This window comes from Winogradskyella haliclonae, assembly GCF_014635865.1.
GTDB classification, from domain to species: Bacteria; Bacteroidota; Bacteroidia; order Flavobacteriales; family Flavobacteriaceae; genus Winogradskyella; species Winogradskyella haliclonae.
In genome coordinates this window covers 182203-197865 of record NZ_BMDQ01000001.1, presented here as the reverse complement: position 1 = coordinate 197865, position 15663 = coordinate 182203, and the positions used below count along the sequence as shown (strand labels likewise).

Sequence of the window (15663 nt, the reverse complement as noted above, 5' to 3'; positions counted from 1 at the left end):
CTTTTGTTAAATCTACCAAAAATATCTCTAATTCTTTATTTTTTAAACACTCTTCCCTTCCATTTATAGGATATAAAAGGTGAGATTATTGCAATATAAGACGTAAGGAAAGGATAAATGAGACTTACAAATTCATAAGATAGTAAAACTGGTTCTTGTCTATAAAAACGAGAAGCTTTAAAAACAAGCAATAGGTCAATGCTAAACTTAATTAGAAATAATAGAATAATGGTCTTTAAGGCTAATAGACTAAATAGGTAAAATGGGATTAGACATACCATGACTAGATTAGTAAGTAAAACGAGTAGGCCAATACATTTAGGAAACCAAGAGTTATAATGACTCGATTTTGAAGCCCAACGTATGCGTTGCTGAACATATGATTTAAGATTTTCTGACACTTTAGTGGTTACAATGGCGTTCTCAGATTTTAAAAAATGGACTTTTTCTGGATTCACTTTTATCAACTTTTGAAGTAAAAAGACATCATCTCCACTGGCCATGTTAGTATTGCCATAAAAACCCTTTACTTGGTGAAATGTATTTTTCGAATATGCAAAATTTGCACCATTACACATAAAAGGCTTTTTAATGCCAAAACTGCCAATAGTAACACCTTGCAAGCTCAAAGCATCAATAATTTGAAAGCGGTTAAAGAATGAAGATTGTCCAGCAAATCTAACGGGTCCAGCAATAGCTATTGTATCATTAGTTTGTATAAACTCATCATAGCAGTCTAGCCAGTACTTAGGCAGAATACAATCGGCATCAGTTGTTAAAATCCAATCATGTTTCGCAATCTTTATAGCGCTAGTAATTGCATCTTTTTTTGGAGAATTTGATGTTCTTTTATTTTTAATCACAGTTATAGAGTCAGTTCGAGTGTTTCGGCTTTTTTGCCGAAACGTATCGAGAACTTTAGAAATCACTTCAACAGAATCATCAACAGAATCATCATCAACAAAAATGATTTCGAAATGCGAATTGGGATAATTTAAATTTTGAATTGATTTTAGTATGCTTGGAAGGTTTTCAGCTTCATTCCTAAACGGAATAATCACTGAAAATTTAGTTTTAGGTTTTAAGTCTTGAAGTTTAAAGACTTCAATAGTATTAAAGCCATGGTTCAGCCAAGCAACTAAAATGATGTAGATAATAACAATGATAAAACAGGCTATAAACAGCATTAATCAGTGGCTTTTGGAAGTTTAAAATTGAGAACAAAGTAGCTGCCAAATACACTAGGTAAAATAAAATTAAGTAGCCACATCAAGTTAGATATAGAAAGTATTATTAAGTCATTTATGTCTAGAAAGCTAAATAAATAAACCGCTGCACTAGTTTTAATTAATACATCAAACACGGCCAAAGATGGTACGATAGATGCTAAAAGATACATGCTACTTATTGCAACCATAGCTGTTTTATAATCAATACCTACACCAAAAATTTGTAATAAAACATAAAACTGAAAAGAGAATATACCATACCTAATTAACGATAAACCAAAATTTAGAACATGTATACGTTGTGGTATGTTTTTTACAAAATCGATAACCCGTTCTATAGAAAAGCCTTTGATTTTAAAACGAGATTGTTGTAAACCAAAAGCAGCAAAAGATGTGACTATAACTACAATTATTAAGAAGCTTGAGACCTTGCGATAGTTTAATTCCAAGTCATAAGTCGAATAAAAAACTACCATTCCAATAAAGCCAATTATTGTAGTGATTGTCATTTGACTTACATTACCCATGAGATTCAATAAAACGATTTGCTTTCTATATGGTTTGGTATAATAGATCGCTTTTGCACCATAGTCACCAATGCGATTTGGTGTAATTAAGGATGCTGTTAATCCGCCAAGACTTTGCTCTAAAGCTTCAAAAAATGATATTTTTTTAATTGTACTGACTAAAATCTTCCATTTTGTGATTTCAAAAAACCAATTAAAAATGGTTAAAAAGAGTAAAAAAATGATGTTTTTAGTCGAAAAAGCATCCGTTTTGCTTAAAAATGACGCAAATTCAGAAAAATTAAGATTTTCATTTTTAAGTAATCTGTTGTAGATGTAATAAGACGCACCAACTATTATACTTAGTTTAATTATCGCAATAAAGAATTGCTTAGATTTGTATGGAAGCTGCTCTAGCACATTACAAATTAAACTAATTTATAAGATTATGCGATTACAATTTTTAAAATACATTTTAGCATTTTTTATTTTAGGTAATGCCCACGCACAACGTAAAGAAATTAGTACATGGAGTGCACAGATTTCATTAGGTGTTAATTCTCCTTCAAAATCAGGATTCATCAATTCTGCACCTGCTCAAGGCTTAAATTTCCCTACTGTGAATTTAGGTGTACAACGGATGTTTAGTAGAACTTTAGGCGCAAAGCTAGATTATGGATTTAACCGTTTTAAAAGCGAAAGTGGCATACAAGAATTTAAGGTAAATTATTCTAGGATAAACGCCCAGTTAGTTTATAATCCTTCTGAAGCATTAAATTTTTTACCGCAGCCCATGCAAGTTGTTTTACACACAGGTCCAGGTTTTTCTTTTGCAAGGCCTTTAGGAACACTAGACGATAACAAACAGTCTTATCTTAATTTTAATCTGGGTTTTGAAGTGCATTATGAAATCAATAAGAAAGTAAAACTTTATACCGATTTGTCTTACATCTATGGATTTACGAGTTTAGATAATTATAATCCGGAACTACTAGGTTTAGGTGCATTTAACGGAAGTGTTATGACACTCTCTTTTGGCGTTTCTATTGCCTTAAGTGGCTGCTATTATTGCGAATAATTTATGGCGACAGAAAAAATAATTTTAGGTATTGATCCAGGAACTACCATTATGGGGTTTGGTCTCATAAAAGTGGTAGGTAAAAAGATGGAGTTTTTGCAACTGAATGAGTTGCAACTCAAAAAATACGATGACCATTATCTAAAATTGAAACTCATTTTTGAACGTACCGTTGAGCTTATCGACACGCATCACCCAGATGAGATTGCTATTGAAGCGCCATTCTTTGGTAAAAATGTGCAGAGTATGTTGAAATTGGGTCGTGCACAAGGCGTCGCAATGGCAGCAGGTTTATCTCGCGAAGTGCCTATAACAGAGTATTCCCCTAAAAAAATAAAAATGGCAATTACAGGAAATGGTAATGCCTCTAAAGAGCAAGTGGCAAAAATGCTACAAAGTACTTTAGGATTAAAAACGCTACCAAAAAATTTAGATTCTACAGACGGCTTGGCTGCAGCAGTTTGCCATTTTTACAATCAAGGCCGTGTTAATGTGGGTAAAAGCTATTCTGGATGGGCGAGTTTTGTAAAGCAGAATGAAGACCGCGTTAAGAAATAATAATGTCTGGCATCTACATCCATATCCCATTTTGTAAACAAGCATGTCACTACTGTGATTTTCATTTTTCGACCTCTTTAAAAAAGCGAGACGAGATGCTTGAAGCTTTAGCTAAGGAGATTAGTCTCAGAAAAGAGGAGTTTAGCAATACTACTGTTAAGACTATTTACTTTGGAGGCGGAACACCAAGTATATTAACTACAGAAGAATTACTGTTTTTAATAGATACGGTCTATAAAAATTATAAAGTTTCAGGTAATCCAGAAATTACTATAGAAGCAAATCCAGATGATTTGTCTAAAGATAGAATTGTTGAGTTGTCTAAAAGTCCTGTAAATCGTTTAAGTATTGGCATTCAGTCTTTTTTTGAGGACGATTTAAGACTCATGAATCGCGCGCATAATGCTAAAGAAGCTAAAGAGTGTTTAGAGGAAACTACAAAACACTTCAGTAATATTTCAATCGATTTAATTTATGGGATTCAAAATTCAACCAATGAGAAATGGCTTCAAAATATTGAAACGGCATTGCACTATAACGTACCACATATATCCAGTTATGCGCTAACAGTAGAGCTTAAAACGGCACTAGCGTCTTTTATAGAAAAAGGTATTATCGATGATGTGGATGACGAGCAAGCCCATGAACAATTTCATCTTTTAAAAGACCGATTAGAACGTGAAGGTTTTGTGCATTATGAACTATCTAATTTTGGAAAAGAAGGTTACTTCAGTCGAAATAATACAGCGTATTGGCAAGGCAAAACGTATATAGGTATTGGTCCATCGGCACATTCGTTTAATGGTAAACAACGTGGTTGGAATATTAGGAATAATTCAAAATATATTAAGGCAATTTCAGAAAGTAAACTCCCAATAGAGATTGAAGATTTAACAATCACAGATAGATATAACGAATACGTCATGACAGGGTTGCGTACCATTTGGGGTGTGTCAATACAAAAGATTGAAAATGATTTTGGATTGCTATATAAAGACTACATTTTAAAAATGGCAGAATCATTGTTAAATCAAGATTTGTTGTATCTTGAAGCAGCGCATTTGCACGTGACCAAAAAAGGACAGTTTTTGAGTGATGGCATTGCTTCTGAATTATTTAAAGTCAACTTATCTTGATAGCAACAATACAACTCAAATCCAAAAAAATAAAGATAGACTTATCCCATCCATTGGATATTTCTATTCCAATTCGCCATGGTGAAAAAAATGTCAATGCTTGGTATATTGGACCGCCAAAAATAGAACCAGAACAATTTGATGGAGACATTGTAAGTGTTTCAGAAGGGGCATCAGTAAATTTTAATACCATTACTTTTAACCCGCATTCTCACGGAACACATACCGAAACTGTAGGACATGTTGTTGCAGAAAAACATTCCATAAATAAAGCTTTAAAACAGTTTTTCTTTTTGGCTGAGGTCATTACAGTAGCTCCAGAAAAGTCTAATGAAGATTTTGTAATTTCAGCAAAGCAATTACGCTTTGCCATAGGTAATAAGCTACGTGAAGCTATTGTTATTAGAACAATTCCAAACCAAAAGGATAAAAAAACCAAGCAGTATTCTAATACCAATTGGCCTTATTTAACCCAAGATGCCATAGAGTATTTAGTTAAAAAAGGGGTAAAACATTTATTAATCGATCAGCCTAGTGTAGATAGAGAACGTGATGAAGGTGAGTTGCGCTCGCATCATACATTTTGGAACACAAAGGGAACTATTAGAAAAAATGCTACAATAACAGAGTTTATTTATGTGTCTAATAAGATTGATGATGGGTGTTATATGCTTAATCTTCAAATCGCGCCATTTGAGAACGATGCTACGCCAAGTAAGCCTATTTTATACAAAATAATGGATTAACTAAATGGAAACGTTTTTAATTATAATCATAAGCATTTTAGTGACGCTAGGTGTTGTAACACTAGTCAAGCAATGGCTTAATAAAAAGAAAACAAATGAACAATCGATTATTTTACTTGATAAGATAAAACGCGTTTGTAAATTTATTACAGTCGAAGGCGATTTTGCAGAGATTTATCATTACGAAGATGTTAAAGAGAAGTTTTTAAAACTTATTTCGAGTAAGAAAAAAGCTTTAGTTGTAATTAATGCTAAAGCACATGTTGGGTTTGATTTAAGTAAGCTAAAAATGGATGCTAACGCAACAACTAAACGTGTGGTGTTGACGCATTTTCCTCAACCCGAAGTGTTATCAATTGAAACTAATATTAATTATTATGATAAGCAAGATGGTATGTTTAATAAGTTTGAGGCTTCAGATTTAACAGAGTTGCATACCAATGCCAAGTCTCATATTGAAGAAAAAATACCGGAAAGTGGTTTGTTCAATATTGCTCGAGGAGAAGCTTTAGAAGCCATTCAACTTATAGAATCTATTGTGGAAACTATTGGATGGAAATTAGATTATTCTGCATTGAAAATAGAAGATAATTCACTAAAAAAGTTAAATTAAAATATGGCTAAAACAAAACTATCGCTATCAAAAATTTTAATAAGTAATTGGTTTATTACATTGTTTTCTACAATGCTCGGCGTTATAGGCGGATTGTATTTGTCTAATCATTTTGAAAACAAAAAGCTTATCGATTCCAAACAGAATGCTATATTTATGATTAAGAAAGAGCTTGAAAATAATAATGAGCAATTGCACATTTTTGATTCAATTTCAAGACAAGCATATGATAAAACAAGTTATGTGTTTTCAAAAATGAACCCCAACTACAATATTTTCATCCATAAAGATTCTTTAAATCGATTCAAAGAAAAATCTCTTGGTATGGTTGATAATATCGAAACAAAACCCCACAAAATCAGTCGCGATAGCATTCAAATTAAAGGTGACATGAATTTAGAGATTGGCTCTAAATTAGCCGTTTTAGATTTAAATGATATTGTTTGGAATTCGTATAAGCAAACCAACTACATGGATGTAACAAGTTTTGATTGTGTGACAAGTTTAGAAGAATTATACAAATTACAACATAACAACAACACTGTTAATAATGATTTGATGGATTTATTAACGAAAGCCTATTTTTTAAAAGGTGAGGATCAATTGGCCGATTTTATGCTGCAGTGGCAAAAAGCATTGCAAATGAATTCATTTCTTCTAAACGCCTATTCATCTACTGAGGAAATATTGAGCAACTGTAATTAGAGATTATGAATATTGAAGATTATCGTAACTATTGCATGTCAAAACAACAGGTCACGGAGCACTTTCCTTTCGATGAAGACACTTTAGTTTTTAAAGTCTGTAATAAGATGTTTGCGCTAGCATCACTCTCAAAATGGGAACAAGGTTTAGGTGCAATAAATCTAAAGTGTGATCCAGAATATGCTCTAGAGCTTAGAGCAGAATATGATAGTATCGTTGAAGGCTGGCATATGAGCAAAAAACATTGGAATACGGTCAATGTTTATCAAGGAATTTCACCCAAATTATTATCTAGCTTAATTGACCATTCTTATGATATGGTGGTAAAAGGCTTGCCAAAAAAATTAAGAGATACCTTGCTTTGATTTTCTGAATTCTAAAGGACTCTGTTTTTTTAACTTTTTAAACTGTCTGTTAAAATTAGAGATGTTATTATAACCAGATAATTCTGCGGCTTCAGCCATAGAAAGCTCATTATTGTTTATAATGAGTTGACTTGCATTTTGTATACGCAGCTCATTTAAAAACTCTATGTATGTCTTATTTGTTCGTTTTTTAAAATACTTGCAGAAGGCATTTTTTGTCATATTAGCAATCCTAGCAATGTCATTTAGAGTGATATTATCTTTGTAATTGTCTAGGGTGAACTCAAAAATCTTTCGCATTCGGTCTCCTTCATTTGCACTGTAAGTTTTATGATATGTCAAAGAGGATAAAATTTCTAATTCTGAATTTGAGATAGCTTCAAGAATCTGTAATAGAATGATAAATCTATTTAGCTTTGAAGCATTTTTTAATTGATTAAAATAATTTTTAATCCCACTCGTATCTGAAATCACTTTAAAGCCTTGCTTTGCTTCTTCAAAAAAGCGACTTATGGTATTAAATTCTGGGAATTGAAAAAAATCAGCACCAAATGACGAGCTTGTAAAAAACAGACTTATCATGTGCGAGTTTTTAATGCCGTTATTGTCTGTTTTAAACACGTGAGGAAGGTTGCTTCCAATGACAATAATATCGCCTTGGCGGTATTGTTGTATGGCATCTCCAGCAAAGAGTTTTCCTGAGCCTTGAACGATAAAACTTATTTGTATCTCTTCATGTTGATGAAGCTTGTCATAAAATATAGGGACATCATCTACCTGATATATTAACCTGCTTAAATCAGGTTTAGGAATTACAAAAGGAAGTACTTTCATCGATTATACTACATTAATATTATTCAAATATCTCATTAAAATATAAAAAATGAATAATATAGTATCAATAATGAATAATATCACATTGAAATATTGCGACTGTCTGATTTACTTTTATCGAGTAAAATTTAAATTAATTATGAGTATAAATTGGGAAGGCGTAATGCCTGCAGTAACTACAAAATTTAATGAAAACGATGAGCTTGATTTAAAGGCTTTTAAAATTAATATTCAAGCGCAGTTAGATGCTGGCGTTCATGGAATTGTTCTGGGAGGGACTTTAGGAGAGGCCAGTACATTATCAGATGATGAAAAAAGAACGCTTACAAGAGAGACTGTAGCTTTTGTAAATGATAAAGTTCCTGTAATAATTAATATAGCTGAGCAAACAACTAAAGCCGCTATTGAAGCGGCAAAAAGAGCTGAGGAAGATGGTGCAAAAGGGCTAATGATGTTGCCTCCAATGCGATATAAATCTGGAGACAAAGAAACAGTAGAATACTTTAAAGCGGTTGCCAATAGTACAAAATTGCCAATAATGGTATATAACAATCCTGTAGATTATAAGGTAGAAGTCACACTAGATATGTTTGAAGACTTATTAAAAAATTGCCCAAATATTCAAGCAGTTAAAGAATCTACTAGAGATATTTCTAACATTACACGGATTATAAATAGATTTGGTAATCGCTTAAAAATAATGACGGGCGTAGATACCTTGGCATTAGAGAGTCTTCTTATGGGCGCTAATGGTTGGATTGCCGGTTTAGTTTGTGCGTTTCCCAAAGAGACAGTTGCCATTTATGAGCTACAAAAAGTAGGTAGAATTAAAGAAGCCCTTGAAATTTATCGTTGGTTTTTGCCTTTGTTAGAGTTGGATATTAATCCTAAATTGGTACAAAACATTAAGCTTGCCGAAGTTGCAACAGGTATTGGGACAGAAAATGTAAGAGCACCTCGTTTACCTTTATCAGGAGAAGAGCGTAAACATGTTCTTGATGTAATTGCGCAAGGCATAAAAACAAGACCATCTTTACCAGACTATAAAAATCTTTAGAATGATCACAGGAAAAAATTATATAGGCTTTCAGCAATCTGCAAAAGGTACTACAAGTTATAGGACTTTTAATCCACAATTAAATATTGAGAATCAAACGATATTTACTGAAGCTACTTCAGAAGAGATTGACGAAGCTGTGGCATTGGCAACGGTAGCATTTTCTTCATACAAGTCCATTTCAGGAAAAAAGAAGTCCGCATTTTTAAATGCTATTGCAGATGAGATTATAGCATTAGATGATAAACTGATAAAAACCTACTGTTCAGAAACAGGCTTACCAGAAGGAAGAGCCAAAGGTGAAAGAAGTAGAACGGTTGGTCAATTACGAAGCTTTGCAGATTTAGTAAGAGAAGGGTCTTGGGTTGAAGCAACAATAGATACAGCACAACCAAATAGAGAACCAATACCAAAATCAGATATTAGAAAATTATTAGTGCCATTAGGTCCTGTTGTTGTTTTTGGTGCGAGTAATTTTCCATTAGCATATTCAACAGCTGGAGGCGATACAGCCGCCGCATTAGCATCTGGCTGTCCAGTTATCGTAAAATCTCATCCCATGCATGCAGGTACAGGAGAACTTGTTGCTAGTGCCATAATAAAAGCAGCTAAAGATACTGGAATGCCAAATGGTGTGTTTTCAAATCTTAACAGTAGCGGAATTGAAGTAGGTACACATTTGGTAAAACATTCTCAAGTAAAAGCTGTTGGTTTTACAGGCAGTATTAAGGGTGGTCGTGCACTTTATGATTTAGCTGCTCAACGCGATGAGCCTATTCCCGTTTTTGCGGAAATGGGAAGTATTAACCCAGTAGTTATTTTGCCAAAAGCCTTAGAACATCGAGCTGAGAACCTTGCTAAAACTTATGCAGGTTCTATCACTTTAGGTACAGGACAGTTTTGTACAAACCCAGGATTAATTTTAGGGTTAAAAAGTCAAGCGCTTTCAAGCTTTGTAGAACAACTTTCGTTAGAAATCATGCAACTGGAACCAGCTTGTATGTTGCATCCCAATATTTTTCAAGCTTACAATAACAATAAAGAAAAAGCCCTATCTCATGATAGTATAAAGGTTGTTGCAAATTATAAGGATGAAGCACAGCCAAACTATGCCAGTCAAACTGTAATAAGTGTTAATGGAGATACATTTTTAAATAACACAACCTTACACCAAGAAGTTTTTGGCCCATTTTCTATGGTTATTCAATGTGAGAGCAAAGCACAATTAGAAGAGATCATCTCAAAATTAGAAGGACAATTAACAGGGACTCTAATTGCTGAAAAAAATGAGGCCTCTAACTATTCTGAAGTTGTTTCTGCATTGCAAAATAGAGTAGGAAGATTAATTTATAATGGTGTTCCGACTGGTGTTGAGGTTTGTCCATCGATGGTTCATGGTGGGCCATATCCTTCTTCAACGGATAGCCGTTTTACTGCTGTTGGTATTCACTCTATAAAGCGATGGGTAAGACCATTTAGCTATCAAGATTGGCCTAATAATTTATTACCAGATGAGTTAAAGAATGAAAACCCTTTAGGTCTTTCTAGGTTAGTAAATAATAATCAAACCAAAGCACCAATTGAGTAAATGGCTAAGAACACATTTGTTTGTATAGATGCCCATACTTGTGGCAATCCTGTTAGAGTTATTAAAAGTGGTGGCCCAAAACTTATAGGTAAAAATATGAGTGAAAAGCGTCAGCATTTTCTAAAAGAATTCGATTGGATTAGAAAGGGTTTAATGTTTGAACCTCGTGGGCATGATATGATGAGTGGAAGTATTTTATATCCACCACACAACCCTGAAAATGATTTTGCGATTTTATTTATAGAAACTTCGGGATGCCTGCCTATGTGCGGACATGGTACAATCGGAACGATAACAATAGCTATTGAAGAAGGTTTAGTGCGGCCAAAAACTCCTGGAAAAATACGAATGGAAGCGCCTGCTGGTTTGGTTGAAATAGATTATCAAAAAACAAATGATAAAGTAGATTGGGTAAAGCTAACCAATGTAAAAAGCTACCTCGCAGCAACGGATTTAACAGTTGATTGCCCTGAACTTGGTGAGATTGTTTTTGATGTCGCTTATGGCGGAAATTTTTATGTCATTATTGACCCACAAAAAAACTTTAACGGTATTCAAGATTATACTGCAAGCAAAATTGTTAGCTATTCACAGGTGTTAAGAGCGCGAATAAATGCCAAATACCCTAATCAATTTATTCATCCAGAAAATGAAACTATAAAGGATGTATCACACATGCTTTGGACAGGCAGCACAATTGATAAAAATTCATCAGGAAGAAATGCTGTATTCTATGGTGATAAAGCTATTGATAGAAGTCCATGTGGCACAGGAACATCTGCAAGATTAGCACAACTATACACTAAAGGGCAATTAAAAATTGGAGAACCTTTTGTTCATGAAAGTGTTATAGGTAGTACCTTTATTGGACGAGTTGAAAAGGAAGCGACCTTGGATGGTAAGCTAGCCATAGTGCCAAGTATTCAAGGTTGGGCAAAAATTTATGGACATAATACTATTACTATTGATGATGAAGATGACCCTTATGCATTTGGATTTCAAGTTATATAAAAATGAGTAAAAACGTAGTCATTATTGGAGGAGGAATAATAGGTCTAAGTTCGGCGTATTATTTATATAAATCAGGATGTAAAGTGACTGTTGTAGATAAATCTAACTTTAGCTCTGGTGCTTCTTATGTAAATTCGGGTTATATCACACCAAGCCATTTTGTACCATTATCTCAACCAGGAATTATCACAAAAGGCTTAAAATGGATGTTAAATCCTGCAAGTCCATTTTATGTTAAGCCAAGATTAGATATGGATTTTTTAAAATGGGTATACGCTTTTAAGAAATCTGCTAAAGCATCTAAAGTAGAAAAGGCTACACCAATACTTATAGACTTTAATGTTTTAAGTAGAGAACTTTACAAAGAGATGAATGGTTCTGGGGATTTTGATTTCCATTATGAGAGAAAAGGCTTATTGATGTGTTATCAATCTGATAAAGCAGGTGAAGAAGAATGGAAAGTTGGCCAACGCGCTATTAAAGAAGGTTTAAAAGTTGAAAACCTTTCGCCTTCAGAAGTAAAATCATTAGAGCCAAATGTAGATTTAAATATAAAAGGGGCTATTTATTTTCATTCTGATGCACATATGACACCTAATGATTTTATGAAGGATATGATAAAGTTTTTAAAATCTGAAGGTGTAGCGTTCTTTGCTAATGAAGAAGTTTTAGATATTGAAATCGCTGGGAATTCAATTTCAAAAATTATAACCAATAAACAAGAGTTAATTGCTGATGAAATAGTTATGGCAGCCGGAAGTTGGAGCCAAAAGTTGTCAAAAAAGTTAGGAATTAAAATTCCGCTTCAAGCAGGGAAAGGGTATTCTATTAATGTTGAAGAACCTACAGGAATTACCATTCCGGCAATATTGAGTGAAGCAAAAGTTGCGGTTACGCCAATGGATGGGTTTACCAGATTTGGAGGTACAATGGAGATAGCTGGTATCAACAATGCTATTAATCCGGTTAGAGTTAATGCCATTGCCAAAGCTGCTAAAAACTATTACTCTAGCCTTGATGATATAAAGCTAGAAACATTAAACAGCGCCAAGTGCGGACTAAGACCATGTTCGCCAGATGGATTGCCATACGTTGGAAAATCTTCAAAATGTAAAAATTTGACGATTGCTACTGGTCATGCTATGATGGGTTGGAGTTTAGGACCAGCAACTGGGAAAATAGTGTCCGAAATTATTCAAGATAAAAAGACAAGCTTAGATATGGATTTATTTCATCCTGATAGGAGGTTTTAGTTCATTCAATTTATGTAATAAAATTATCTTTGAGCTTTCAATATTAGATATGATTTCAGAAAAAGAAATAAAGCAACGTAGTAATAATCAATGCGAATTATGTGGCTCAGTAGAAAACTTATCCGTTTATAATGTGCCAAATGCCAAAGAAATGGCACTCTATGGTTGTAATACTTGTGTCGAACAAATGGAAGCTTCAGAAAAGATTGAAGCCAACCATTGGCGTTGCTTAAATGCTAGTATGTGGAGTGAACATGATGCTGTAAAAGTTATGGCTTGGCGTATGCTTAATAGAGTTAATCAAAGCTGGACAGAGGATATGTTGGGTATGATGTATATGGAAGATGATGTCTTAGAAATAGCCAAAGCTGCTGGAGATGGAGAAGTTGATGAGAACCAAATTATTCATCGTGATGTTAATGGCGTTGTATTGGATACAGGTGATTCTGTGGTTTTGATTAAAGATTTAAAAATTAAAGGTTCAAGCATGGTGGCAAAACAAGGGACTGCCGTTAGAAATATTCGATTAGATAGAAACAACTCCGAATATATTGAAGGTAAAGTTGGACCAACGCTTACAGTAATTGTAACTAAATATGTAAAGAAGTTATAATGCTACAAATTAGACCTACATGCGAGAATTGTAATAAAGCATTGCCTTTTGATGCTGAGGATGCAATGATATGTACTTTTGAATGTACGTTTTGCAAAGATTGTGTTGAGAAATTAAAAGAAGTTTGTCCCAATTGCGGTGGCGGTTTTGAGAAACGACCTATAAGATCTGAACATTTGCTGGAAAAATATCCTGTATCAAAAGTGATAGTGCACAAACCTGTCGATTTTGAGACGCATTATAGAGATATGAAGAAAGGAGATTAAATAAAGATTTCAACTTCTAAAAGGTTATCAATTTCGAGATTTAGTTTCTTTCTAATTACAGCTTTTATAGGAAGTAAATAGGTTTTTGTTTTAGTATCAAACCAGATAGCTGTTTCCCATTGTAAATTTTTAATTTTAGCATTGGCTTTAAGTCTTCCCCAACCTTCTTCTTGCCATTGAAGGTGAGTTCTAATTTCTTTAGACATTAATTCTGGCAGCGACATAAAATACCACCCTCCATTACCATTACTTTTCCAAAGTTTACTTGAGAATGTATATTTAATCTTAGCTTCGATAGTTGCAGTTTTAGTTATTTATGTTAACAACTCATATCAGCTACAATTTTCCATTCGCCATCAATACGTTTAAAGATGATGATAAAAACACCATCGGCATCACCAGCGTCACGTTTTAGATGATACTCTCCCATTACCCAGTAATTATCACCTTCAATATTAGAGATATCATTAATCACAAAGTTTAAAGTGCCTGTTTGCGCTTTTGTTGGGTAACCACGCTTATAATTGTCTAATGTGTTTTGCCAACCTTTAGTTAAGCCATTACTGCCATAGAACTTAAGTGAATCACTTCTCCAATACCCTTGCATAAAACCCTCAAGGTCTCCATTATTCCATGCGGTTTCTTGGTCTTTCATAACTTTAAGAATAGCTGATTTTGCAGTGTTGTAGTCAGTAGATTCTACAACATTGACGTCGCCAACATCAGCTCTAACACTAATACAATTGTAAGTAATCAAGCCTACGCTAAGGATAAATAAATACTTTTTCATCTGTTTAAATCTATTATTTTATATCGGGCAGATGTAATTCGCCATTAACATTTCCATGAATGTCAAGAATTGTTATGGCTCATTTCATAAGGTTAAATTTTATTCAACCTAAAAGTACTAACTAATTATTAAAGCGCACCTTTCTGATTCTTAAAAAAGGCATCAGCTTGTAGTTGCATAAGTTCTCGAGCTTTTTTGTGCTTGTAATTAATGACTTCTTCTTCATCAGCAATGTCATTGTAAACTCTGTTGTTGACATCGTTATCAGTTTTTAATAATAGTTTACGCTCATTAACTTTTTGCATCGTCCATGTTTTAATGTTAGTTTCTTGGTCTTGCAAACGGAAATCAAACTCGCCTTTAGGCGATAATAACTTTGCAAATATTGGAGAAGTTTCAATTGCTAAGAATAATAAGAATATAAAAAACGAAGGTAACCATGGTAATTTACCTAAGGCGTTGACACGCGCCATTAAGCCATCAAAGTTGTCTATCACCGGTTGTGAGTTTGCAACATTGGTTTTTTGAGTGGCCTGCAACTCAGCTATTTCAGATTCTAAACCTGTAATTTTTGCTTTATTATCTGTTTTTAGCTGTTGCAATTCTGCTAAAGCAACATCATGTTTTTCACGTTTTTCTTTATAAACAGGACCTTTGCCAAGTTTGTTGGTGCCAGAAGTACCTTCGGCTTCACCAATGTATACATCGTACAGCGCATTAACCTCAGCCTCTTTAGTATCAATTTCTGACTGATAAGCAGCAATATCATTCTGTAATTCTGTAATCTTTGGCGTAAATTGTTCTGCAATTTGATTTTGATTAGCAAGTGTTAAATCATTTTTTTGCTCTAACAAAACTTGATTGATTTCTTTTTCAAAAATCTTAAGCTCTAAAGGTTTTGAAATTACTACGGCTATGATTACTGCTAATAAAATTCGTGGAGACGCCTGAATAATTTCATCGATAACATTATCTCTCTTTTTTATTGTTGAAACAATATAACGGTCTAAGTTAAAAATAAGAAGGCCCCAAATCAATCCAAAAAAGATAGCAGAATACAGGGTGTCAAAAACAGTGTAAAGTGCATAGCTAGCAGCTATAGTTGCCATAACAGCTGTAAAAAATACAGTGGCACCTATACCAGCATATTTGTTTTGTTCGCCTATAGAACATTCTTTAAGAATATCGGTGTCAGCTCCAGAGCAGATGATAAAAAATTGCTTTAGCATAATGATTTGTTTTTTGATTGCGGTGGTTGTTGGTTTATTAGAACGCTAAATATTTGGTTTTGTTACAGTTTGAAGCTAAAAAAACC

General features: G+C 33.7%; 19 protein-coding genes. 13 read left to right on the top strand and 6 right to left on the bottom strand.

Annotated features, from left to right (window positions below; all coding sequences use genetic code 11):
• Window positions 1-35 precede the first annotated feature (35 nt).
• Complete coding sequence (locus IEV10_RS00870) at window positions 36-1187, bottom strand: glycosyltransferase (protein ID WP_188372804.1); 1152 nt, start codon at window positions 1185-1187, stop codon at window positions 36-38.
• Entirely contained in the window at window positions 1187-2155 is a 969-nt protein-coding gene (locus IEV10_RS00865) for a lysylphosphatidylglycerol synthase transmembrane domain-containing protein (RefSeq protein ID WP_188372803.1), read from the bottom strand. The genes IEV10_RS00870 and IEV10_RS00865 overlap by 1 nt, the downstream gene beginning before the upstream one ends.
• 28 nt (window positions 2156-2183) lie before the next feature.
• Here IEV10_RS00865 and IEV10_RS00860 point away from each other — a divergent pair, with 28 nt between their 5' ends.
• Genes IEV10_RS00860 through IEV10_RS00830 form a run of 7 tightly spaced genes read left to right on the top strand, consistent with a single transcriptional unit; the run spans window position 2184 to window position 6936 of the window.
• On the top strand, window positions 2184-2813 hold the full coding sequence (locus IEV10_RS00860) for an outer membrane beta-barrel protein (protein ID WP_188372802.1): 630 nt from the start codon (window positions 2184-2186) through the stop codon (window positions 2811-2813).
• 3 nt (window positions 2814-2816) lie between these two features.
• On the top strand, window positions 2817-3371 hold the full coding sequence (gene ruvC / locus IEV10_RS00855; protein WP_188372801.1) for a crossover junction endodeoxyribonuclease RuvC: 555 nt from the start codon (window positions 2817-2819) through the stop codon (window positions 3369-3371).
• Between the two features lie 2 nt (window positions 3372-3373).
• Window positions 3374-4507: a radical SAM family heme chaperone HemW gene (hemW, locus tag IEV10_RS00850; RefSeq protein WP_188372800.1), complete on the top strand. Its 1134-nt coding sequence runs from the start codon at window positions 3374-3376 to the stop codon at window positions 4505-4507.
• The gene (locus IEV10_RS00845; protein ID WP_188372799.1) at window positions 4504-5253 is read left to right on the top strand and encodes a cyclase family protein; all 750 of its coding nucleotides are present in this window, start codon (window positions 4504-4506) and stop codon (window positions 5251-5253) included. Before hemW ends, IEV10_RS00845 begins: the two co-directional genes overlap by 4 nt.
• A 4-nt stretch (window positions 5254-5257) precedes the next feature.
• Entirely contained in the window at window positions 5258-5866 is a 609-nt protein-coding gene (locus IEV10_RS00840; protein WP_188372798.1) for a DUF4230 domain-containing protein, read from the top strand.
• A 3-nt stretch (window positions 5867-5869) separates the two neighbouring features.
• Window positions 5870-6571 carry a hypothetical protein gene (locus IEV10_RS00835; protein ID WP_188372797.1) on the top strand — a complete coding sequence of 234 codons (702 nt, stop codon included), beginning with the start codon at window positions 5870-5872 and terminating at the stop codon, window positions 6569-6571.
• Between the two features lie 5 nt (window positions 6572-6576).
• On the top strand, window positions 6577-6936 hold the full coding sequence (locus IEV10_RS00830; protein ID WP_188372796.1) for an MmcQ/YjbR family DNA-binding protein: 360 nt from the start codon (window positions 6577-6579) through the stop codon (window positions 6934-6936).
• On the opposite strand, the gene IEV10_RS00825 is transcribed toward IEV10_RS00830, so the two are convergent.
• Entirely contained in the window at window positions 6916-7770 is an 855-nt protein-coding gene (locus IEV10_RS00825) for an AraC family transcriptional regulator (RefSeq protein WP_188372795.1), read from the bottom strand. The two genes, IEV10_RS00830 and IEV10_RS00825, sit on opposite strands and share 21 nt — an antisense overlap.
• A 139-nt stretch (window positions 7771-7909) precedes the next feature.
• Here IEV10_RS00825 and IEV10_RS00820 point away from each other — a divergent pair, with 139 nt between their 5' ends.
• Genes IEV10_RS00820 through IEV10_RS00795 form a run of 6 tightly spaced genes read left to right on the top strand, consistent with a single transcriptional unit; the run spans window position 7910 to window position 13558 of the window.
• On the top strand, window positions 7910-8827 hold the full coding sequence (locus IEV10_RS00820; RefSeq protein WP_188372794.1) for a dihydrodipicolinate synthase family protein: 918 nt from the start codon (window positions 7910-7912) through the stop codon (window positions 8825-8827).
• Between the two features lies 1 nt (window position 8828).
• Window positions 8829-10415, top strand: coding sequence for an aldehyde dehydrogenase (NADP(+)) (locus IEV10_RS00815; RefSeq protein WP_188372793.1), 1587 nt, complete (start codon window positions 8829-8831; stop codon window positions 10413-10415).
• Window positions 10416-11426, top strand: a complete 1011-nt coding sequence (locus IEV10_RS00810) for a 4-hydroxyproline epimerase (protein WP_188372792.1) — start codon at window positions 10416-10418, stop codon at window positions 11424-11426.
• A 2-nt stretch (window positions 11427-11428) separates the two neighbouring features.
• Window positions 11429-12679 carry an NAD(P)/FAD-dependent oxidoreductase gene (locus IEV10_RS00805; protein WP_188372791.1) on the top strand — a complete coding sequence of 417 codons (1251 nt, stop codon included), beginning with the start codon at window positions 11429-11431 and terminating at the stop codon, window positions 12677-12679.
• 49 nt (window positions 12680-12728) lie between these two features.
• Complete coding sequence (locus tag IEV10_RS00800; RefSeq protein WP_188372790.1) at window positions 12729-13292, top strand: PhnA domain-containing protein; 564 nt, start codon at window positions 12729-12731, stop codon at window positions 13290-13292.
• Window positions 13292-13558: a DUF1272 domain-containing protein gene (locus IEV10_RS00795; protein ID WP_188372789.1), complete on the top strand. Its 267-nt coding sequence runs from the start codon at window positions 13292-13294 to the stop codon at window positions 13556-13558. Before IEV10_RS00800 ends, IEV10_RS00795 begins: the two co-directional genes overlap by 1 nt.
• Here IEV10_RS00795 and IEV10_RS00790 read toward each other — a convergent pair.
• From IEV10_RS00790 to IEV10_RS00780, 3 genes are all read right to left on the bottom strand, one after another.
• Window positions 13555-13842: a DUF1905 domain-containing protein gene (locus tag IEV10_RS00790; RefSeq protein ID WP_188374164.1), complete on the bottom strand. Its 288-nt coding sequence runs from the start codon at window positions 13840-13842 to the stop codon at window positions 13555-13557. The genes IEV10_RS00795 and IEV10_RS00790 overlap by 4 nt on opposite strands.
• Before the next feature lie 35 nt (window positions 13843-13877).
• Complete coding sequence (locus IEV10_RS00785; RefSeq protein WP_188372788.1) at window positions 13878-14348, bottom strand: YybH family protein; 471 nt, start codon at window positions 14346-14348, stop codon at window positions 13878-13880.
• A gap of 128 nt (window positions 14349-14476) precedes the next feature.
• Window positions 14477-15577 (bottom strand): DUF4407 domain-containing protein, encoded by a 1101-nt coding sequence (locus IEV10_RS00780; RefSeq protein WP_188372787.1) that lies wholly within the window; start codon window positions 15575-15577, stop codon window positions 14477-14479.
• Window positions 15578-15663: the final 86 nt, after the last annotated feature.

What these genes read in the sequence shown, in the direction of transcription:
- IEV10_RS00870 (WP_188372804.1), bottom strand. Translation starts at nt 1,187, where the DNA reads ATGCTGTTTATAGCCTGTTTTATCATTGTTATTATCTACATCATTTTA.
- IEV10_RS00860 (WP_188372802.1), top strand. Translation starts at nt 2,184, where the DNA reads ATGCGATTACAATTTTTAAAATACATTTTAGCATTTTTTATTTTAGGT.
- ruvC (WP_188372801.1), top strand. Translation starts at nt 2,817, where the DNA reads ATGGCGACAGAAAAAATAATTTTAGGTATTGATCCAGGAACTACCATT.
- hemW (WP_188372800.1), top strand. Translation starts at nt 3,374, where the DNA reads ATGTCTGGCATCTACATCCATATCCCATTTTGTAAACAAGCATGTCAC.
- IEV10_RS00840 (WP_188372798.1), top strand. Translation starts at nt 5,258, where the DNA reads ATGGAAACGTTTTTAATTATAATCATAAGCATTTTAGTGACGCTAGGT.
- IEV10_RS00835 (WP_188372797.1), top strand. Translation starts at nt 5,870, where the DNA reads ATGGCTAAAACAAAACTATCGCTATCAAAAATTTTAATAAGTAATTGG.
- IEV10_RS00830 (WP_188372796.1), top strand. Translation starts at nt 6,577, where the DNA reads ATGAATATTGAAGATTATCGTAACTATTGCATGTCAAAACAACAGGTC.
- IEV10_RS00825 (WP_188372795.1), bottom strand. Translation starts at nt 7,770, where the DNA reads ATGAAAGTACTTCCTTTTGTAATTCCTAAACCTGATTTAAGCAGGTTA.
- IEV10_RS00820 (WP_188372794.1), top strand. Translation starts at nt 7,910, where the DNA reads ATGAGTATAAATTGGGAAGGCGTAATGCCTGCAGTAACTACAAAATTT.
- IEV10_RS00815 (WP_188372793.1), top strand. Translation starts at nt 8,829, where the DNA reads ATGATCACAGGAAAAAATTATATAGGCTTTCAGCAATCTGCAAAAGGT.
- IEV10_RS00810 (WP_188372792.1), top strand. Translation starts at nt 10,416, where the DNA reads ATGGCTAAGAACACATTTGTTTGTATAGATGCCCATACTTGTGGCAAT.
- IEV10_RS00805 (WP_188372791.1), top strand. Translation starts at nt 11,429, where the DNA reads ATGAGTAAAAACGTAGTCATTATTGGAGGAGGAATAATAGGTCTAAGT.
- IEV10_RS00800 (WP_188372790.1), top strand. Translation starts at nt 12,729, where the DNA reads ATGATTTCAGAAAAAGAAATAAAGCAACGTAGTAATAATCAATGCGAA.
- IEV10_RS00795 (WP_188372789.1), top strand. Translation starts at nt 13,292, where the DNA reads ATGCTACAAATTAGACCTACATGCGAGAATTGTAATAAAGCATTGCCT.
- IEV10_RS00785 (WP_188372788.1), bottom strand. Translation starts at nt 14,348, where the DNA reads ATGAAAAAGTATTTATTTATCCTTAGCGTAGGCTTGATTACTTACAAT.
- IEV10_RS00780 (WP_188372787.1), bottom strand. Translation starts at nt 15,577, where the DNA reads ATGCTAAAGCAATTTTTTATCATCTGCTCTGGAGCTGACACCGATATT.